The organism is Mesobacillus subterraneus (assembly GCF_000934845.1).
Classification (GTDB): domain Bacteria; phylum Bacillota; class Bacilli; order Bacillales; family Cytobacillaceae; genus Mesobacillus; species Mesobacillus stamsii.
Window position 1 is genome coordinate 23,031 of record NZ_JXIQ01000025.1, and the last position, 20,772, is coordinate 43,802.

Sequence of the window (20,772 nt, forward strand, 5' to 3'; positions counted from 1 at the left end):
ATTTAAAAATTTTTACCAAATCTTCTTTCTCTTCAGCTCATAAAGGAAGTAGCCAAAGATATAAAACATCAGCGAACCTGAACCGACAATACTGACCCAGATCAAAATATTGAATGCTTCGGCAGAAATGATCATTTGCGTGTCACCTCCTGTACAGCTCCGACCCGATATAGTTTTTCCCAGTCATAATTTGCAGGCTTCACTAAGCTGCCAATCCAGCAGACGAGGAATGAAATCCATCCACTGACAACGACACCCTGCAGTGACCCGATTGTATAATAGGCAATATATCCGCCGATTACAGCAAGGATTGCTGCCCAGAAGCTGACATCTGCATTCAGCTTTTTCCAGAACAGGCCATAAATGATCGGGAATACGAATGCTGCGTTGATAACGCCCAGGAAAATGAGCATCTGCAGCATAGTCAGGAATTTCGGTAAACTGATGAGAAGCGCTAGAACCCCAATGACAACTGTCAGCACCTTTGCCATCTTTAGCAGCTTTTTATTATCCGCATTTGGATTAATGGATTTATAAACATCATTTAAAATCAGCGAAACCAATGAATTAAGAATGGCCGCGATGGTAGAAGCTAGGGCAGACCATACTCCGACAAGAAAGACCCAGCTAACGAATTCACCACCATAGATTTCAGCAATATATGGCGCAACCTGGTTTACCTGCTCTGGAGCCTGATCAGTGCCGATTGCAACGAAAGCAAGGGTTGCTGTGGCAAGAGGGACAAAGAACCAGCCAATCCCGGCAAGCGAGAAGATGCTCATCAGTTTCTCTTTTCGAACCGCATATGCCCTTTGCCAGAAGGTGTTATCCATGAAAACTTCCCCAATGCCCATCATCGCTCCGGCGAACATGAATAAGATTCCAGACGGAAGCAGCAAATCAAGTTTTTCTGGTGCCAGCTTTTGGATTCCTTCATATATTGGTGCTACGCCAGTATTAAAGTACACAATCGGCGGAACGACAATAACCACAACGAATATCAGCATTACCTGGAAGAACGCGATTCCTGTGACAGACGAGAAACCTCCCATCGAAGCATAGATAATGACTATCAGGAAAGTCAGCACAACAGCCAGTTCATAAGGAATATGGAAGGTCTGCTCGAGCAGGAGTCCTCCCCCGATTCCCTGGGTCATCAGCAATCCGAAAATATAGATGAATACCATGAATAAAAAGAAATAATAGTTCTTTTTATCAAATCTGTTCTTGTAAAAGTCTCCAATTGTCTTTCCATTTGGAATGATGGCGTGAATCCTTTTTCCTAGCGGGGAGAAGGCAACCACAGCCACACCGCCCAAAAAAGAATAGGCAATTGCTCCGATAACCCCCATACCGTATGCCGCTTCAGGGGCTGCCATGATTGTGTTTCCAGTAATCCAGAAGGCAAGGAGAGAAGTAGTTCCAAAGGCGACGCCGAGCTTACCGTTCCCTGAAATATAATCATCAGCAGTGGAAACCTTTTTTGAAATGTACCAGCTTGATGCGATAAAAATTGCGCCCAACGCCAAGATAACTAGTATATTAACCGAAAAAGCGCTCATCTTGCCCTACCCCCTCCTTCTTGCTAGTGTATTCCATTTCCCCATAAAGACCGACCATTGGACCAAAAGTTGAAGCGATTACAATTAAAAACAATAAAATGCTTGCCGTAATCCAGAATGCCATCATCATTTCCCCTTTCAGTAATTTACTGATAATTATATAAAATTTTGAATTTTAATAATATGTCTAAAAAAGACAAAGAAACCAAACCAAATTTGTCTCATAATGATAAACCAGGCTTGTTAAGGTACTTATTAATTTTCAATGCTAGATAAAGTTCCAAACCCAATTCTCCAACCAAATCTTTGATTCCGAGAATGGTTTTGATTCTATTAATTCGGTATTTAACTGTATTTTCATGAAGAAACATTTTTTCGGCTGTTTTCCTAGTGCTTTGGCTATTGGCAAGGTAACACTCCAATGTTGTCGCAAGTTCAGTATTATGTTGGTTGTCATACTTAAGTATCTTTTCGAGGTCCATTTTCAAGAAGCTCTCAAGTTCTTTTTGATCCATACTGAGAAATAACCTGTACACTCCCAGCTCCTTATAGGTCAAAAATTTGACTCCTGGATGATCGACCTGTTTTATGTACTCCACGCACACGAATGAGTCCTGTAAAGAATAGTGAATTTCTGAAAAATCGATAAAACTCCTGCCTACTCCAGCTCGGAGTTGGAATCGTTCTTCTAAGCTCGATAAGAACTCACAAAGTATTTTATGGAAGTCTGCTTCAACAGTTTTCTCCCTGCAGGCAAATAAAATGGAATAACGATAGCCATCTTCGTAAACCAGCGTCAAATTCGGAAAAAGGTTCAGGTTCCGTTGAAGTTGTCGGGAAAAGTTTTGTTTCATCCCAAGGCCACCATCGTAGTCGAAACTGTCGGAAAGTAATTCCACTGTGATAAAAACATAAACATCGTTTTCCCGATATAAATTCATTTTTTTTAGAATGGCTATGCCGTTATCGGGATTTTTTAAAATGTCATTCATGATGGAGCGCTGATAACTAAACTTATTCGAGATATTCTGATTCAACGACTGAATTTCAAGTGCAAAAACTGTCGTTGCCTGCTCAATAGCAAAGATATCCAGGGAATCCAGCACTTCATCCTTTTCAGCTACCACAAGCAACACCCCGGACAGTTCCTTCTCAGTCATGATTGGAAAGAAGTAAACCTGATACTCTTCACCATCGATATAGACATCTCTATTAAGTGGCCGGTCACCGTTCCACATACCTTCGTCTTTAATGGAATGACTGATATCCTCAATTTTCTGATCTGTACAAGCAAGCAAATCGAAATATTCATTGGAAACGCCCACTGGTTTGTTGATTAATTCCGACAGCGTCTTAGTAATTTCCGCTATATCCTGATTGGACATATACACTTTTGTTAATTCCCGGTGAATATGGTTCGAGCGCTCATTTCGAGAAAGCAGTGTCGCATTTTCAATAGCTATTACAGCCTGGGTGGCGAATGTCTGAAGCAGCATAAGATTTTCCTGATTAAACCGGACATTTTCTGAAAAGCTATCAATCGTCAGCACGCCGGTGCACTTCCCCTCCGTAATCAAAGGGGCGCAAATCGTACTTGTCGGGATTCTGTGGTCTTTCCCAAGAGACTTTTGGTATAAATCCATGTTTCCAGGTGAGAGGTCGGACATCCCCTTATATGTATCAGTTCCAGAAGTAAACAACAACGGCTCCTTCAATACCAGCGTCTTACCGCTCATTCCTTCATTGGGCCTAAGCGCCACTTTTCCCATATATTCCATATTAAATCCAATAGCCGAAATCGCCTTAAGGAAATCTTTCTGGGGATCAAAAAGAAACAGTACACTTGCATCAGCCCAATCGAAAACACATAGAACCTCTTCAATAATCAGATGCAGTACCTCATTCAGGTCCCGGGTAGAAGTCAAAGCCTTCGTGGCATTAATCAAACTCATCAGTTGCTTCTCTGTATTCATTCAGATCCCGTCCCTTTTCGATGTTATTTAAAACCATCATATAAGGAAAACAAACTCCCGTCATCTGTGTTATACAGTTCTCACTCTTTTAAGTTCTAAAAAACCGCTGCTTAAAAAATATTATCCCTTACCACTAAACATAAATGTTTTTCTGGAATAATAATCACTGGTGTTAATTAAACAGGAGGACAAACTCATCTACTTCATTCAATATGTACAAAAAGGCTGGAAATCACGAAGACATGTTTACTATAATTTAGATAAATATGATCATAATATTGAGCGTTTATACCCGATTGGATCCTATTTGACCCAGAACTCCTGTGGACAGCTCAACGCATAACCCTTTCCTCCCCCTCCCTTACACTCGAGAAATTTCACATTTTATGTGAAGTATACTTCGTTCTCATTGTTCTCAAACAATTATGTAATTTTGGTAGAAGGGAATTTCCTCTTTGGATAACCACCAGCAAACTATTTTCATAGGAAAGACATTGCAAAGGCTGCGGAAAGAAGAGAAATTGAATCAGGAAGATTTAGCACACCCCAGCGGTTTAACAAGAGAATACATCTGAATGCTTGAACGGAATATATATAATCCAACTCTCTGGACGATACAACGTTTAGCAAAATCATTCGGCATGGAACTTCAAAGCAGCAAAAAAGATAGCCAGAACAAAGATTAATCAGACTTCAAGGAGGCAGCAAAATGAAGTACTTCATCCTATATATCTCCTACTCGCCCGACTTCACCCAGGAACTTTATATCAAAAGCAAGTCCATCGAGCATCTCCTTGAACGCATCGGCCGCTATACCCCCTGCTGCCTCGCCACAAGCCAAGACAACATCAACACAAACCAAACCCTATCCATCTACGCAAGAGAAATCATTCCCAGCCAACTTAGCATAAAGAAATCTCAATTCGCCACCATAAACGAAAACAAAAGCTACAGCACAAAGGATTTAGAGTAGAATGCCAATAAAAAATAACAAAAACCAGATCGGAACCTAATCCGATCTGGTTATAAACTTTAGATTTAAAATCCCCATGCCGCTACAAGCCCAGGACAAATAACCCCAGCAAAACTAAAACAACCCGCCCATGCAGCAAATATTTCGACCCCCGAATAGAACCTAGGAGCCGCCCCTTTATCCCATAGAAAAACCAATTCGCGACAATAAATGAAAATAAATCCTACAGCACAAAAGACTTAGAATAACCCGATCACAAAAAATCCACCAAGACACATTGTCCAGGCGGATTTTTGTTTATTCATTCTCACACAACCCAGCCACCTGACACCCACACCCCATGCCTTCATACCCCTTGAATATAACCACCATACCATACTAGTTGTAAAAAATGGTGGGACGAGGAACCTCGTCCCTATGTCCCTCGTGTTTGGCAAACGAGGGGATGGCCTTACTGTCCATAGCCAAATGTTTGCCGAAATCCGGTAATAGGTGCGTTATACCTTGGACAAGTCGCTCAAAGAGTTGATCCACCAACTCTTCATGGTCCATAAATGTTTTTAAAAAACGGGTGTATGCCGAGGACGTTGGAACTTGCCCTTCAAATCCACACATATCCCTTAACTGTCCATTACGCCCAAGTTCTCGACGTGATTTTTCAATAGTGTCGTGTTGGAACACAATTCCTGCCAATACCGAGTTCTACATGGCACAAACCGGATAGTCATCCCGACCCTGTCCACGTTTTTTTTCAAGTGTTGCCATCAGGTCTTCATCGGGCATATAGTCCAGTACCAGACCCAAACGCTCCAAATCCCCAAGTTCATCAAGTTCTTTCCAGAAAAACAGACTCATTTGTGATATAATAGCCACGCAGGAAACCTCCCAAGTCTTTAGATTGTTTTTGTCGTGATTAACTATCTATTCCACTTTGGTGCGGTTTTTCCTGCTTTTTAGTTGTTTGGGGTGGATTTTTTAACGATCCCGTATTTCTATGCTATTTCCTCTTGTTTTTACCCCTTTTGTGGGGGAAAGTTTTTTTATGCCCCTTCAGTAATCCTTATCTGATGCGGCTTTACGTACATCGAAAATAGCTCTACGGGACCCATGACCTTCATTATGTGTTTAATAACCTTTAATTTTTCAGCCTGTTCGGGTGTAATATATCCGTCAATGGCGAGCTCCAGTTCAGGTATTTTGGATAGACAACATTCAATGATTGCACAGCAATAAACGAGTGGTTGTTTATACAAAGATAAGCCTACATGTTCAAAGTCGCACTTATTTGTGCTTGGAAACGCAATCTGCACATATAAAAAGGCGGTTATTCCTCAACCGGAGCATCCCACTCCCCTCTATGACTATAGATTTGTCAAACTAACGCTCAAGCTAAACTTGTTTCATTGCGTTTTGTGCCTTGAGCGAAGCGAAAGGAATGGATATAAAAATGAAGCAAAAACAATTGAAAACCTTTTTGAAAGCGTTTATAATTATTAATATACAAAATATAGTATATTGTTCACGAGGTAGATGGTGATGTGGGAAAAATTATATTCTAAGAACGGATTAGCAGCCAAACATATTGCACAAGAATTAATCCAATTGGATATCGGGGTTAAGATTCCACGAGTATCGGATTACAGTGAAAAGTTGAATTTTGGCAGGGGAACCGTGCAGAGTGCCCTAAGTCTATTGGAGGAAATGAAGGCGATAAAGCTTGAAGCGAGGGGTCATTTAGGTACCTTCTTGATTAGAAAAGATAACGACCTCTTAAGTGAAATTGCGGGGATTTCTCCACTAGTAGGTTCTATGCCCTTGCCCTATTCAAGAAAATATGAAGGGTTAGCGACGGGAATTATTGAGGCATTTGAATCAAAAGGGAAAAAAATCTATTTAAGCTATATGCGTGGTGGCTTAAACCGGATCGAAACAGTTCGTACAAAGAGAAGTGATTTTGTAATTGTCTCTAAAATGACGGCAGAAAAGGTACTCTCTGATTACCCAAATCTTAAGATTATCAAAAGACTAGGAATGAATAGCTATGTTTCTGCCCATAAGATTTTCCTAGCCGACTCTAATGAAGAAGAAATTCGCGATGACATGAAGATTGGCGTTGATATGGACTCTTTGGACCAAAGGAATCTGACCTTTATGGAATTTGGTGGAAGAAATGTAGAATTTGTTAATGTCAATTACATGCAACTGTTTGAGATGCTTTTATCCAAGCAAATTGATGCTGCTGTCTGGAATCAAGATGATCGAAAAATGGATGGATCATTTAAAGCGATAGATTTTCAGTCACCACAAGCCAAGAAAATCTCGATGGATACTTCAGAGGCCGTCATTATTATTGATGGGGACAGAGAAAAAGAAATTTTGGAAAAATGGAATTCAGTGGAATTAGAAAAAATTCTAGAAATCCAAGCAAGTGTTGAAACGGGAGAGAGATTACCAAGCTATTAATTAATACAAGACCCCAAAAAAGAAAGGTCTGATCATCATGTTACAAAACGGGATCACGTATATGCATGAACATACAACAATTGATCTATCAGAATTGAAGTGTAATGAAGATTGTCAGTTAGATGTATTTTCAGAGACTGTTAGAGAGTATAAGAAGTTATACGAAAAAGGAGTTCGAAATATCGTCGATGTGACGAACTTCGGAATGGGGAGAAATATTCCCTTTGTACAAAAGGTAGCAGGGGAATCTGGAATCAATATTATTCATGCAACTGGTTTTTACCAAGAAAAATTTTATCCCATCCAGGTATTCCGCGAAACAAAGGAACAGCTGGCTGAGAGAATGGTAAAAGAAATTACCGTAGGCATTAAGGGTACAAATGTCAAAGCCGAGATCATCGGTGAAATCGGTACAAGTCACAATAAATGGACTGATGCAGAAAAGAAGGTGTTCGAAGCAGTCGTGATGGTCCATAAGGAAACGAACAAGCCGATTACAACACATACGAGTTTGGGGACTTTGGGACATGAACAGGTTGCGTTCTTTAAGGAAAACGGAGTTGATTTGAATCGAGTCATTATTGGTCATGTCGATTTAACTGGAGACTTCGATTATATTTTGAAGATCATAAAAGAAGGCGCTTACGTAGAATTTGACACGATTGGCAAAGAGAATTACATGCCAGACCAAGTTCGAGCTGATATTTTGAAAAAACTGCAAGACCTTGGGTTTATCGACCGCGTTCTTTTATCCATGGATATTACGCGCAAGTCACATCTAGAATACCTTGGTGGATTGGGCTATTCCTTCTTATTAGATAATTTTGTTCCACGTCTGCAACAGAGCGGAGTAACAGACGAATCCATCGAAAAAATGCTTGTGAAAAACCCAATGACTTTTATGAAAGGATAAGTGGAATATATGCAAACATATCCTTTAAATAGTATTTCCATTGAAGCAGCCCAGCAAAAACAATTTAGACTGGTGGACATCGTTACCAAACATTTTCGTGGAGAAGAACTGCTGCAGTTAGGTGATTTAGGTGTCGTGAAAGGAATTAATAAGCCTCGTACCACGAAAAAAGTAGAAGAAGTATTAGCCGAGTATTTTGGTGTAGAAAAGGCGATGTTAGTACGGGGAGCTGGCACAGGGGCATTACGTTTTGGATTTATGAGCTTCTTAAAGCATGGCGATAAGATTCTTGTACATGAGGCACCAATTTATCCGACAAGTAAGACGACATTAGAATATATGGGAGTTGTTACAATTCCGGTTGATTTCCATGATCAGAAAAAAGTGGTGGAAGTGATTAAAGAGAATCCAGAGCTTAAGGGAGCACTCGTTCAGCATACTCGACAAAAGATGGATGACCGTTATGACTTAGTAGAGATCATTGAAGTCATACGTTCTGCAAACCCTCAATTAACGATCGTCACAGATGATAATTATGCAGCGATGAAGGTTGAAAAAATAGGAACGGAAGCTGGAGCAGACTTAGCAACCTTTTCTTTATTTAAGTTGTTGGGTCCTGAAGGGATAGGACTCATATTAGGAAAAGCAGCCTTAATTAACAGCATAGAGAAATTGAATTATTCAGGTGGAAGTCAAGTACAGGGTTATGAAGCAATGGAGGCATTACGAGGGCTCATTTATGCGCCTGTGATGCTTGCAATTCAAGCAAAAGTCAATGACCAGCTCATACGTTTTTTGAATAATGGGAAAGTTGAAGGTGTGAAACAAGCTTTTCTTGCCAATGCTCAATCTAAAGTGTTGCTGGTAGAGCTTGATGAGCCGATTGCAGAGGAAGTATTACAGCATGCAAACGAATTAGGAGCAGCTCCAAATCCAGTAGGTGCCGAATCCAAATATGAATTTGCTCCTATGTTCTATCGAGTTTCAGGCACATTCCTGGCAGCGGACCCTTCCTTAGCGAAAAAAATGATCCGCATTAATCCATTTAGAAGTGGTGTTGATACGATTATCCGAATACTCGAAACGTCGATTCAACGGGCGATAGAAAATCGTTCATAGAATACTATTATTGGAGGCAATGAAATGGCAAGAAGAGTAATAGTCTTAATATTAGATAGCTTAGGTGTCGGCTATATGGAAGATGCAATGGATTATCATCCGCAAGATGTGGGAGCCAATACCTTTTCGCATATATTAACAGAAGTTCCCTCATTAAAGATACCTACATTCGAGCGTCTCGGTATTAATAAAATATTGAATCATCCAAACTTGGAGAATACAAATCCTATTGCGAGCTTCGGTGTTTGCAAGTTAATGCATCAAGGTGCAGATAGTTTTGAAGGGCATAATGAAATCATGGGCACGAAGCCAAGAAAGGCTTATTTGGCGCCATTTATAGAGAATATGGATGAAGTAAAAATGGCACTTGAAAGGGAAGGCTATAAGGTAACCATTCCAAAACCAGAAATCCCTTATTTGTTAGTGAATGATTTGGTGATTGTCGCTGATAACATTGAGACTGATTATGGACAAATATATAATGTCAGTGCTCCTCTAGACTTTATTTCATTTGAAGAGGTTTTAAAAATCGGTCAATGTGTGAGAGATCATGTAAAGGTGAACAGAGTAATTGCCCTAGGTGGAGAAAATGTGACTCCAGAGCATTTGCAGGATTCCGTGGAAAGACGGGAAGATGGACTTGTAGGCGTGAATTCTCCAAAATCAAATGTGTATAAACAAGGGTATCAGGTGCGTCATTTGGGATATGGAATTTCTCCTGAGCATCAGCTTCCTACTCTTGCGATCCATGCAGGATTCGAAGTTTCCCTTGTTGGAAAGATGCAGGACGTCATCCATTGTGATGGGGCACATAAATATCCAGGAGTGGACACTGATCAAGTCATGCGTGATATTTTAAACGAAATGGATCGTGTTGGGCATGGAGTGATCGCTGCGACAGTACAAGAAACAGACTTAGCAGGTCATGCGCAAAATCCAATCCGATATGCAGATCGAATCGAAGTCGTTGAAAGTTATTTGCCAGCACTTCTAGATAAGATGACAGAAGAAGACCTTCTAATCATGAGTGCGGATCATGGCAACGATCCAACGATTGGTCATAATCAGCATACGCGAGAAAAAACGTATTTATTGGCTTACCATAAACAGCTTAAGTCGGTTTGTGTAGGAGAAAGAGAGACGCTATCCGATATCGCTGCCACTGCGGCAGAGTATCTTGGAATATCGAATATAGAGAATGGAACTTCGTTTCTCTCATTAATGCAACAACAAGATAGGAGTGAGTGAGATGTTTTTAGAAGTAACCCAAAAGTACAATCCTAAATTAATACAATACGCAATGGAACTTCATCAAAATGGCTCAATCACACCAAACACATATGTTGTCGATCTGGACACGATAAGAAGAAATAGTGAACTTCTGTCTTTAGAAGCCAAAAAACAGAATATTGAACTATTCTTTATGACCAAACAGTTTGGGCGAAATCCGCTAGTTTCTAAAGCGATTGTCGAAGCTGGAATTGAAAAAGCGGTCGCAGTTGATCCGTGGGAGGCATTATCGTTAAGTAAACATGGCATTAAAATTGGACATGTTGGACATTTAGTTCAAATTCCGAAAAACATGATTCCTCAAATTTTGCAATTGAATCCAGAGTTTGTGACGGTCTTTAGTTATGAAAATGCCAAGAATCTTAGTAAAGCCTCTGTAAGATTGAATAAAAGGCAAAAGGTTTTTTTACGAATTGCTAACGATAAAGACTTTTTCTTTAATGGTCAAGAGGGTGGTTTCGGAATAGAACAATTGGAACAACAAATCGAAGAGCTGGAAAAATTAGCTGGAATTGAAATTGCCGGACTGACTAGCTTTCCTTGTGTATTGATCCAAGATGAGACAGCAAAGGTTACGCCGAATGTAAAATCGATGCATGAAGCAAAAGCATTGCTTGAAGAAAGAGGATATCGAAAGCTAGAAATAAATATGCCGAGCGCAACTTCAACGGAAACAATGAAACTTCTAAAAGATAATGGAGCCACGCAAGGCGAGCCCGGTCATGCTTTAACAGGAACAACACCAATTCATGCCGTAAAGGACTTAGCTGAGAAACCTGCGATGATCTATGTCACCGAAGTATCTCATTTTTATCAAAACAGGGCGTATGTATTTGGAGGAGGTTTTTATCCACGTTCACAAATGAAAGGTGCATTAGTGGGGACAAACAAGAATAATCTTAAACATGTACCAATTTTACAAAATGACCCATGCAATATTGATTACTATGGCACATTAGAAACAAACGACGTCAAGATTGGGGATTCAGTTATTTACGCTTTCCGGACGCAAGTTTTTGTCACGAATGCACAGGTAGCTGTCGTACAGAATTTATCTTCCAATCCGGAGCTTCTTGGAATTTATGATTCAAAAGGCAATGAGATAGGTTAACCCTATGAGTCATTTGAAAATTCAAAAGATTTCATTGAAAAACAAAAATGTAAACGCTATAATTACAATATACAATATACTGTATAAGACAAACTATCAGATTGCGAGTGAAGCTTTATGTCAGACTTAATCAACAAAGTGAAGCTTGCTGGAAGAGAATTAGGAAGATCTGTCGTTGATCTCAATCCCAACATTACTGAAGAGATGAAAGGCAAAAATATTAAGCCTTTATATTTCGGGATTAAAGATACAAATCAAATTCCAGCAGCCATGATTGAGAGACTTCGCTCAGATAAACGTTTTGTTTGGCTCACAGTAGATAAAGCTTCTAATCGAGGACGTGCGTTAGATACCGACCTAATAAATCCGGTAACCTATCGAGTCATGACAGGGTCATCGAGTGGAGGACCGATCAATATCATCAAGGGGATTACGGACTTTGCGATCGGAACAGACGGGGGAGGATCAGTTTTGGCACCAGCCATGAGTTGTCAGCTGCCCTCCATGATTGGTGCGGGTGTAGGAACTCTCGTGAAAAATAGTAAGAAGTCAACGGATGGCCAATTATTCACAGGAAGTGTCGGAGTGATTGGCAAAAGCATTCACATGATAAAAACAGTGATGGAATGCCTAATGGATGAACGTTTTTCAAACGACGCATTTAGAAAAATAAAAATTGTTATTCCAAAAAAGGGAACGGTCATCTGTCCAGATGGACGAGATATGCATGAAAAGGTGATGTACTATCTTTCGAAAATAGATGGATATACGATCGAAGAAGTTGACATGACGGGAATTGAAAATAGAAAAACGGGAATGGCTGTTATCGAAGAATCATTTGAGAAAGAGAACGTAGATCTAATCGTTACTTGTGAAGGACCGGTTGATGTGTATGGTTATGGTGAAACGATTCCACAATTCTTCGGCACACCAGGAATGGAGATTACTAAAAATCATGGGAAATTTCTAATCAGGTCAGCCAACATGTGCCAAACAACAGCCTTAACGATACCCGTAGAAACACTTGCCAGTGGGTTGGTAGTGATTGGTAAGAAAGGGATCGACTCTGCTATTCAAGCCATTAAGTTGGCAGAAAAGCTCGAAAAGGTGATTGAAATGCCAGAGGTTTGGAAGAACTATTTCATTCAAGAATCCCAATTTACAGGATTAGAGTTGAAGGAGATAAATGCATTTCATCATAAAACGAGGGAGGATGCTCTATGAAACTAGAAGAATATATCGAGAGATTGAGGATCCTATTAGAGCAAGAAGTGATTACAACTAAATCTTATGAAGTAGCACTTGAAGCCTACAATGAGCTGCTCAAAGTTTTAAATAAAACAGAGGTTACCCAAGCAGAGATGTTATTCACCCATTTGCCAATGGCGCTGACGCGGATTAACAATGAATACATAGTGGAGGGTCCAGTCAAAGAGATTGTTGATGAAATTATGAATTCTAAACACTTTGCTATTGCGAAATCTCAAGTAGATATCATCGAAGAGAATTGGGGAAATGTATTGCCACAAGGAGAGAAGGATTTCCTATATTTACACTATACAACGGTTCTAGATTTGAATCTTTAAGGGGGAAAATCAAATGAAAATTGTAGTTGGCGGACAGGTAGAGAAGAAGAAAATTCAAGATTTAATTAATGAAATCGACCCATCGATTGAAACAGTTGTGAAATCGGATTTAGATGCAGCAATGGTTATGAAGACTGGGCAAGCAGACTATTATTTTGGTGCTTGTCACACAGGAGGCGGTGGTGCATTGGCCATGGCAATCGCGCTTATCGGTAGAGATAAGTGTGAAACAGTATCCATGCCAGGGAAAAAGCCAAATGAAGAAAAAGTAATCGAAGCAGTCAAAGCAGGAAAGAAAGCATTTGGTTTTACAGGCGATCATGCCGAAACAGCAGTACCAATGATTGTAAAAGCAATTAAATCAAATTCTTAATGAGGTAGGGGGTCAAAAAGAATGGAAACATTATTCGTCATTTTGATTGGGATCGTAGCCGCTGTCTTGTCAAACAGAAATATTGCGGTATTTAACGATGGGTTACGCCCAATTGTATCTGAACACATCGAAGGAAGATTAAAACGTAGAGAATTAGGATTAACAGCGTTTGCGATGAGTTTTGGTCTCGTTATTGGATTCGGGATTCCTTTTACATTGTCAGCCAGCATTATTTTAATTCATAGTATTCTATTAGGAACCGATATCATTGGCTTAGCTACACCAAAGAATAAATGGGGAACCCCAGTAGCCGCAGTCATTGGTGGTTTGTATGGATGGGGATTGATTGCAGGATTAGAGGGCTTTGTTAAGTTATTCGAGCATTTACCACTCAATTTCTTAGATCCTCTTGGTCAAGTGGGAACTCCAGTAGTCGTTACATTTATGGCATTCCCAGCATTAGCAGTTGCGATGCAATTTAGTATTAAGAAAGGTATTTTAACCTTTGTTGTATCTGCTTTAGTGAGACAATTGGCTGTATGGGCAAACACAAGTGCGTTTATTAAAATCGGTGGAAACGCTGTTTCTCTGAACCAAGAAGGTATGGCTTTAATCGTTGGAATGATTTTCTTATTCACTTATGCTATTAAGGAAAAGCAAGAAGGTGCCTCTATTGATTTGGCATCCGTGTTTAGTGACAAGGTTCTCTCCATTAAGAAAAATGTAGTCTTCTTTATGGTGATTGGTGGCCTTATTGCAGGTGCAACAAATCTTTTATTAATGGCAGGTGACCCAATTTCACTAAACTTACTTGCTGAAGGTAAGCAAACCGACGCTGGTATTGCAGCAGGTGCAAGGGCAATTGGTTTTATCCCATTAGTCGCTAGCACTGCCATTGCAACAGGTGTATATAGTCCAGTTGGATTTACGCTCATCTTTGTTGTAGGTCTATTCTCACCAAACGTATGGTTAGCTGTCCTAACCGGAGCTGCTGTCATTTTCGGTGAAGTCATGTTGTTAAGCTATATTGCTAGATTCTTAGATAAATTCCCAGGTGTAAGAAACTCTGGAGAAAATATTCGTAATGCCATGACTAAATTGCTTGAAGTCGCACTATTAATCGGTGGGGCAAATGCTTCAAATACGATTGCTCCTGGTTTTGGGTTCTTCTTCATTGCAGGATTCTATCTGATAAATGAAGTAGCAGGACGCCCAATCGTTCGTATGGCTGTTGGCCCATTAGGTGCCATCGCTGTAGGCATTATTGCCAATATCTTAGTGGCATTAGGAATCATGGTCATTCCAGAATAAGAGTTATCTTTTAAAAGAGGGCTTTGCATTTGTGTAAAAACAAGTGTAGGACTCTCTTTTTCACAGTAAATTATTACTCTGCACCATTTACACAACTATCTCAAAAAAATCTTAGGGTTTGCACAACAACTCTTTGAGTTTACTATTCTATAAATCTCGACAAATTTCGGAAAGTGACAGGCACCCTTCTTTTAAGGAACCGTTCCTTTGTCCCAAGAAACCCTAGCGTATCAACAAACCAAACCAACTATCCCCGCGTCTTACCTGTGTCTCTCCCAAATCCACACTCCACAAAACCCAAGTAGCTTCGCATGTCTCCAAATTAAACAAACGTTTGATTAAATTGGCCCCTGGACTTAAGGGTGCGGGTTATCCAACCTCTATCATGCATTCGTCTCAGCCACTTCCAAAGTATTGTCTTATCACGCGCAAACATCAGGTTACCGCCAAAAATGCCCATTTAATTCCAATAAACTATTTCGACTCCCGATTGAGACGCCAGAACCGCCATTGTTTACCCATCTTCCCTCTAAAATTTCACTATTTATGTGAAGAATACTTCGGTCAAAACCAACTTCACCACCATCAACGAAAACAAAAAGATTTTGAGTAGAATGCCAATAAAAAATAATAAAAACCAGAACAGAATATTATTCCGATCTGGTTATAAACTTTAGATGTAAAATCCCATGCAGCAAATATTTCGACCCCCGAATGGAACCCAGGAACCTCCCCTTTATCCCATAAAAAAATCAATTCGCGACAATAAATAAAAATAAATCCTACAGCACAAAAGACTTAGAATAACCCGATCACAAAAAATCTGCCAAGACACATTGTCCAGGTGGATTTTTATTTATTCATTTTCACACTACCCCGACGCCCACACCCCATGCCCCTTGAATCTAACCACCATACCATACCAGTTGTAAAAAAATGGTGGGACAAGGAACCTGTCCCTATGTCCCAATGCGATCAATCACACTTTTCGAAATCCCTGTGATTCTGGAGATTTGCCTAATTGTCACCCCCTCCAGTTTCTTTATCTGAAGCAAAACCGCATCCCTGTTTTCTCGGTCCATTCGCTGTAACAGACTATTATTGGAGATGCCCATTTCATGAAGATAGATCCTGACTTGGTTGTCAGATAATCTGAATCTCACTTTATATTCTAAACATTGATCCTTATTAGACTCCTGCATATAATGAATGAACCATTTAAGTGCTGCTTTTCTGTCACTAGAAATTTGATTGAATGCCCGGTCGATATCAACAAGTTCCCCTTTTCGCATATATTCATTCATGCTTGTCCACATACTAGTAAATATATCTTTCGCTAATCCGGCTTTTAATGGGTTTTGATGAATATATCGTAAGGCGGTGAAAAAATAACGGTCGTCCTCGACATTTTCGCTTTTAAATCGTTCTTGAAATAAATGGCCTACCCGCTGGTATTTCATGTTATACCAATACACATAACTTGAACTAACTCGTTTGATAACATTGGCGATGGCTTCTTCTCCTTCTTTTATTAGCAAATGGACATGGTTATCCATCAAACAGTAGCCATAAAGCTCAAAACCAGTGATCTTCTTGTATTTTTTCAATGTTTCTAAAAACTTCAGCTTGTCTTCATCCTCTTCAAAAATCGTTTGCTGATTGATTCCTCGGAGCATAAGGTGGTAAACACCACTCCTGCTTATCTTCCTTGCTTCCCGCGGCAAAAGGTAAATCACCTCCAGAATTAGGTGGGACATAGGGACGTTTACTTTTTCAAATACTTACTTATAACTTTCCATAATAACTCGTTTTCAACTTCCCCTTCAAAGTAGGCATACAGTAGCTAGCAAATGGTATGCCCCCGCCTCCTTACCCCTTTTCCACCTCACTTTTTAAAAACTTTGGTTAGTGACTGTAGCTTACACCAACTGTAAAAAATTGGTGGAACGAGGGACCTGTCCCTTTGTCCCCGGGCTTCTCTTGTCAATGGAGGAAGGATTGAAGGAAATGTTTCCGCCAACATGCTTTTCCCACAGCCCGGTGGACCGCTCATCAGCACATTATGCCCGCCAGCAGCCGCTATTTCTAGAGCCTCTTTCGCATTTTCATGGCCGATAATATGGGGAAAATCGTGGCTAAAGCTAAAATCACACAGTTCTTCTTCAGTTTTTGCCACTACAGCCGAAAGTGGAAGAAGCAGCTGCCCTGATAAGTATTCCATCACTTCATGGATATTCGCTACTTTTATACACTCAAGGTCTTTGAGCATTTCAGTGGGAACACTCTCATCATTTGGCATCACTACCTTGTCAAAGCCCAGCAGCTTTGCGGCAATCAATGCCGGCAGCATACCGTCCGCCTTCCGGACAGAGCCATCGAGCGAAAGTGCGCCGATAAACGCAATCCGTTCCGGCAATGCCATCTTGATGAACCCCTCCTCTTTTAAAATTCCCACTGCCATCGCCAGATCAAACATCGCGCCATTCTTCCGTTGCTCCGGCGGTGATAAGTTGACGACAACCTTCCGATCTGTCAAATCACACTTCAGTAACCGCAGCACCGCCATAACCCGTTCCTTCGACTCCTTCACTGAAGCATCCGGCAACCCGACAATCACCATCGACTCCTTCCCTTTTGACACCTCGACCTCCACATCGACAGGATAACCCTCGAGACCCTGTAGTCCAATAGAAGAAACCTTAACAGCCAGGATAAACTCCCCCTTTATTAGCTAGTTTTTGATAAATGGAAACAATAGAATCGGGAACATGAAGTTCAATACCAGAAAAACATCGGAGACCAATAGAAGGAAAAAGAAGAAGGGATAGGAAGGATCAACATACATTATTCGACATCAGCTTTTTAACTCCTGCCTTATCCTATAAAATATTTCAGACGCTCCCTCACACAAAAAAAGAAGCAACAAAATCCTCCTTCTCGAAAGAAAAAAAGCATTCAGCGTTTAATCAAACGTTTGATTAATAAACTAGCCAAGCACCATTTGGACAGTTAATCCAGCAGTTTTAGGACAAATAGCTGGTAAATAGTACTTTTTTATATCCGGGAATCTTGCTGCTATTGAAAGTAATTTGAGATGCCAATGCAGCTAAGTACTTCTTTTCACAGATATTTACCGGAGAAGTGATGATGAAAATAGTAGATAGTTTACTAACTATTTGTGTATGGGACGAGGAAGATGATGTAGATTTCGATGAACTGGTCCGTTGGGCAATTGAGATTACCAGCTCCATCTGTCCGCAATACTCACTACACTACAGCAACTGTAAAATATGGTAGGACGAGAGGCAGGGGAATTTTAATTAAGTTTAAGTTGGTAAACAATTTGGCACTTGCCGGTAAATTCTCTGTCATTGAGTGGTAAAAAAGATGGCAGAGGTGGTAAGATCCTAAGGCCGCAATCATTAAAACAACCATGCCACTTCAAGCCCAGGACAAATAACCCCAGCAAAACTCAGAAAACCCGACCATGCAGCAAATATTTAGATTCCCGAATGGGACACTGAAACCGTCACTTTGGCCCACTAATTGTAAAAAAATGGTGGGACGAGGGACCTGTCCCTATGTCCCTTGGAGGAGTATTTATTGTTCTTTCTGTATTGTGGGGATGGGGTATTGAAAAAAGAACACCTGATTTATACGATTGGATAGGTGCTGGTATATGTTTAGTGGGTGTTTCAGTAATGTTATTTGCACCTCGCCAATAAAGTAAAAAGACAAGAATTGAAAAAAGCGAAAGGTACGTCCCCTCGCTTCTTAGAGCTGATATAACACAATATGGCACTGATCTACCTCATCCTTAAGTTTTTTTGATGCCATTGACAGGTTTATTACATCTATTTTCAAGAGTGTTTCTAACTCTTCTTCCAGGGTTTCTGTAAAAGTTAACCAATCCCGTGATGATAAATCTGGTGCTATTATAGCTAAATCAATATCTGAACGCGGGCTGTGGTCACCATGAGCTCTCGAGCCAAACAATACAACCTTTTTTATATCGGGAAACCTTGCTGCTATTGAAGTTATTTGAGATGTAATGGTAGATGCAAGCATTTTAATTGCCTGCTTTTTTAATTAAGATTTTTAATGTGGTTTTCATTTCTGGAAAATATTTTTTGATGTTCTGCAAAATTCTAAGAGCAGCTTCTTCGTCATATGTATGCGAAGTTTCGTTTCTATCCTTTAGCATTTGAAGCCAAGCGGTTTCATCGTTTAGCCAGCCAATTTGATACGCTTCTTTGAGCGTTTCTTTTGGAGTCATTGTTTCAATTCCCTCTGAAGCCAATATTCGTTTCAGTGTTTTCCAGTATAGTTCAATTGTAAATTCAAAACGTTGAATTGTACCATCAACCAATAAACTGTTCGATAGATCTTCCCCAAGTGCTTCCTCCAGTCTTGTAATAGCTTGTTCCAAATTATTTACGCTTTGCAACAATTTACGCTTACTCACTCAATCAACTCCTTTAACGCTTTTCTATATAATCATTATACATTCGCCACAATTATGCAACAATACTTAACATGCGGAGGGTCAAGGCAGCCTAAAGTTGCGGATTTTAAAGTTGCACATTCTCACACTACCCAGCCACCCGACACCCACACCCCATACCTCCATGCCTCTTGTATATAACCACCATACCATACCAGTTGTAAAAAAATGGTGAGACAAGGTACCTGTCCCTGTGTCCGCACAAAAGACTTAGAATAACCCGATCACAAAAAATCCGCCCAGACACATTGCCAGGCGGATTTTTATTTATTCATTTTCACCCTACCCCAACACCCAAACCCCATGCCCCATGAATCTAACCACCACACCATACTAGTTGTAAAAAAATGGTGGGACAAGGAACCTGTCCCTATGTCCCTTTTATATCAATGAAAGATCGGAAACCGTTCTATCATTGACTTCGTCACCCGTATTAACGGTTGATTTCGGTTCAAAAAAGATAACATGTGCTTCCTCTTCTGCAATGGGAAGATGCTCTACGCCTTTAGGAACAATCATGAATTCCCCCTCATTAAGGTGCACATCTCTATCCCTAAATTTAAGCAAAAGTTCTCCTTTTACAACAAGGAACATCTCATCCTCATGTTCATGCTTATGCCAGATGAACTCCCCCTTCAGCTTCGCGAATTTTACATGCAAATCGTTAATTTCTCCAGCGATTTTAGGACTCCAATAATCACTAAAAAGAGAGAACTTTTCGTTGATATTTACCTTATCCATTTGTAGGATCCCCCTATTGCAAGTTTTTTTTGAATCCTTTTTTTGGATTCGTTTATAATCTTTATTTTTTTCGCACTCACTTTAGTAGTTGAGACTCCCACCCCTAAAGGGAGTGCTATCGCACCGTAGTGGGCTTTCCCATTCGGAAAATCTGTAAAGATTCTTGCGCGAATCCAAGTATAAGACCTCGACTTTTCTCCCAATCTCGACCTTTGCATATGTTTTTTATCGATATAAAAATTCATACTATTGTATGTAAGGAAGCTATGTCTATTATTTCACCTTTTGACTTGTTTGTTAAGTCTCTACCATTATACTGCTTCAGGTAATAGATGTACGGAAAAGCAGTCAATCGTCCCCATGTCCCTTTACAGATTTTTTTTTAAGCCACGACAGCTGCGTGGTCAGTTTGCCGACTTCGGCGTATAGGTTTTGAATCTGGTCTTCATAGCTGGAGATGAGTTGATCCTGTTTTTTATTGTCTTATGTAAACAGCTGTGGCAGTTGTTCTAACGCAGACTTACGCCATTGCCGTAATTGATTCACATGGATTCCATGGTGGGAAGCAAGTTCGCTCAATGACTTTTCTTCCTTGAATATTTCCAGCACGATTTGAGATTTAAATTCTGGTGTATATCGGTTTCTTTTTGTCATAAAACTACTTTAACATCTCCTCATTTCGTGTCTAGTTTCATGGGTCCATTATACCATACCTCCATGCCCCTTCTATGTAACCACCACACAATACCAGTTGTAAAAAAATGGTGGGACAAGGAACCTGTCCCTGTGTCCCTGTCCCTGAATAATATGTTATTTTAAATTACATTTCTGAATTTATTTTATCATTTTTATC

At 40.1% G+C, this 20,772-nt stretch carries 22 protein-coding genes and 1 pseudogene; 11 read left to right on the forward strand and 12 right to left on the reverse strand.

What is annotated here, in order from left to right; all coding sequences use genetic code 11:
* Positions 1–12: 12 nt before the first annotated feature.
* The 4 genes from UB32_RS20675 to UB32_RS04545 all read right to left on the reverse strand — a co-directional run bounded on the left by UB32_RS20675 (position 13) and on the right by UB32_RS04545 (position 3,535).
* Complete coding sequence (locus UB32_RS20675) at positions 13–135, reverse strand: hypothetical protein (RefSeq protein ID WP_277813874.1); 123 nt, start codon at positions 133–135, stop codon at positions 13–15.
* On the reverse strand, positions 132–1,562 hold the full coding sequence (locus UB32_RS04540) for a sodium:solute symporter family transporter (protein WP_044391586.1): 1,431 nt from the start codon (positions 1,560–1,562) through the stop codon (positions 132–134). The genes UB32_RS20675 and UB32_RS04540 overlap by 4 nt, the downstream gene beginning before the upstream one ends.
* The gene (locus UB32_RS19975) at positions 1,543–1,692 is read right to left on the reverse strand and encodes a hypothetical protein (RefSeq protein ID WP_157841610.1); all 150 of its coding nucleotides are present in this window, start codon (positions 1,690–1,692) and stop codon (positions 1,543–1,545) included. Before UB32_RS19975 ends, UB32_RS04540 begins: the two co-directional genes overlap by 20 nt.
* 91 nt (positions 1,693–1,783) lie before the next feature.
* A complete protein-coding gene (locus UB32_RS04545) occupies positions 1,784–3,535 on the reverse strand; it encodes a helix-turn-helix domain-containing protein (protein WP_044391587.1) in 1,752 nt (583 codons plus the stop codon).
* A 709-nt stretch (positions 3,536–4,244) separates the two neighbouring features.
* Between UB32_RS04545 and UB32_RS19765 the strand changes: the two genes are divergently transcribed.
* On the forward strand, positions 4,245–4,508 hold the full coding sequence (locus UB32_RS19765) for a hypothetical protein (protein ID WP_128721490.1): 264 nt from the start codon (positions 4,245–4,247) through the stop codon (positions 4,506–4,508).
* Between the two features lie 378 nt (positions 4,509–4,886).
* Here the strand turns inward: UB32_RS19765 and UB32_RS20385 are convergent, their stop codons facing one another.
* Together UB32_RS20385 and UB32_RS20390 are read right to left on the reverse strand one after the other, a co-directional pair.
* A complete protein-coding gene (locus UB32_RS20385) occupies positions 4,887–5,201 on the reverse strand; it encodes a transposase (RefSeq protein WP_307192494.1) in 315 nt (104 codons plus the stop codon).
* A 9-nt stretch (positions 5,202–5,210) separates the two neighbouring features.
* A complete protein-coding gene (locus tag UB32_RS20390; RefSeq protein ID WP_241768417.1) occupies positions 5,211–5,381 on the reverse strand; it encodes a hypothetical protein in 171 nt (56 codons plus the stop codon).
* Between the two features lie 663 nt (positions 5,382–6,044).
* Here UB32_RS20390 and yhfZ point away from each other — a divergent pair.
* The 9 genes from yhfZ (at position 6,045) to UB32_RS04600 (ending at position 14,674) form a co-directional block, all read left to right on the forward strand.
* Complete coding sequence (yhfZ, locus tag UB32_RS04560; RefSeq protein WP_044391590.1) at positions 6,045–6,971, forward strand: GntR family transcriptional regulator YhfZ; 927 nt, start codon at positions 6,045–6,047, stop codon at positions 6,969–6,971.
* 37 nt (positions 6,972–7,008) lie between these two features.
* Positions 7,009–7,884, forward strand: a complete 876-nt coding sequence (locus UB32_RS04565; protein ID WP_044391591.1) for a phosphotriesterase family protein — start codon at positions 7,009–7,011, stop codon at positions 7,882–7,884.
* 9 nt (positions 7,885–7,893) lie between these two features.
* Entirely contained in the window at positions 7,894–9,003 is a 1,110-nt protein-coding gene (locus UB32_RS04570) for an aminotransferase class V-fold PLP-dependent enzyme (RefSeq protein WP_044391593.1), read from the forward strand.
* Between the two features lie 24 nt (positions 9,004–9,027).
* Positions 9,028–10,251, forward strand: coding sequence for a phosphopentomutase (locus UB32_RS04575; protein WP_044391595.1), 1,224 nt, complete (start codon positions 9,028–9,030; stop codon positions 10,249–10,251).
* A 1-nt stretch (position 10,252) separates the two neighbouring features.
* A complete protein-coding gene (locus tag UB32_RS04580) occupies positions 10,253–11,404 on the forward strand; it encodes a YhfX family PLP-dependent enzyme (RefSeq protein ID WP_044391597.1) in 1,152 nt (383 codons plus the stop codon).
* Between the two features lie 117 nt (positions 11,405–11,521).
* On the forward strand, positions 11,522–12,628 hold the full coding sequence (locus UB32_RS04585; RefSeq protein WP_052806950.1) for an amidase family protein: 1,107 nt from the start codon (positions 11,522–11,524) through the stop codon (positions 12,626–12,628).
* Complete coding sequence (locus UB32_RS04590; RefSeq protein WP_044391599.1) at positions 12,625–12,990, forward strand: PRD domain-containing protein; 366 nt, start codon at positions 12,625–12,627, stop codon at positions 12,988–12,990. The genes UB32_RS04585 and UB32_RS04590 overlap by 4 nt, the downstream gene beginning before the upstream one ends.
* Before the next feature lie 13 nt (positions 12,991–13,003).
* Positions 13,004–13,363: a DUF2620 domain-containing protein gene (locus UB32_RS04595; RefSeq protein WP_044391601.1), complete on the forward strand. Its 360-nt coding sequence runs from the start codon at positions 13,004–13,006 to the stop codon at positions 13,361–13,363.
* A gap of 21 nt (positions 13,364–13,384) precedes the next feature.
* Positions 13,385–14,674 (forward strand): YhfT family protein, encoded by a 1,290-nt coding sequence (locus tag UB32_RS04600; protein WP_044391603.1) that lies wholly within the window; start codon positions 13,385–13,387, stop codon positions 14,672–14,674.
* A 959-nt stretch (positions 14,675–15,633) separates the two neighbouring features.
* On the opposite strand, the gene UB32_RS04605 is transcribed toward UB32_RS04600, so the two are convergent.
* Together UB32_RS04605 and UB32_RS04610 are read right to left on the reverse strand one after the other, a co-directional pair.
* Positions 15,634–16,350, reverse strand: coding sequence for a transposase (locus UB32_RS04605; RefSeq protein WP_241768418.1), 717 nt, complete (start codon positions 16,348–16,350; stop codon positions 15,634–15,636).
* Positions 16,351–16,559: 209 nt separating this feature from the next.
* A complete protein-coding gene (locus UB32_RS04610; protein WP_277813875.1) occupies positions 16,560–17,327 on the reverse strand; it encodes a magnesium chelatase domain-containing protein in 768 nt (255 codons plus the stop codon).
* A gap of 928 nt (positions 17,328–18,255) precedes the next feature.
* On the opposite strand from UB32_RS04610, the gene UB32_RS19300 reads away from it, so the two are divergent.
* Complete coding sequence (locus UB32_RS19300) at positions 18,256–18,399, forward strand: hypothetical protein (protein WP_198528158.1); 144 nt, start codon at positions 18,256–18,258, stop codon at positions 18,397–18,399.
* Positions 18,400–18,448: 49 nt separating this feature from the next.
* On the opposite strand, the gene UB32_RS04615 is transcribed toward UB32_RS19300, so the two are convergent.
* The 4 genes and pseudogenes from UB32_RS04615 to UB32_RS20395 all read right to left on the reverse strand — a co-directional run.
* Positions 18,449–18,742: a nucleotidyltransferase domain-containing protein gene (locus UB32_RS04615; protein ID WP_044391608.1), complete on the reverse strand. Its 294-nt coding sequence runs from the start codon at positions 18,740–18,742 to the stop codon at positions 18,449–18,451.
* A 1-nt stretch (position 18,743) separates the two neighbouring features.
* Complete coding sequence (locus tag UB32_RS04620; RefSeq protein ID WP_044391610.1) at positions 18,744–19,139, reverse strand: nucleotidyltransferase substrate binding protein; 396 nt, start codon at positions 19,137–19,139, stop codon at positions 18,744–18,746.
* Between the two features lie 420 nt (positions 19,140–19,559).
* On the reverse strand, positions 19,560–19,919 hold the full coding sequence (locus UB32_RS04625; RefSeq protein ID WP_044391612.1) for a cupin domain-containing protein: 360 nt from the start codon (positions 19,917–19,919) through the stop codon (positions 19,560–19,562).
* A 369-nt stretch (positions 19,920–20,288) separates the two neighbouring features.
* Positions 20,289–20,573: pseudogene (locus UB32_RS20395) on the reverse strand (transposase); the annotation flags it as partial.
* Positions 20,574–20,772 lie beyond the last annotated feature (199 nt).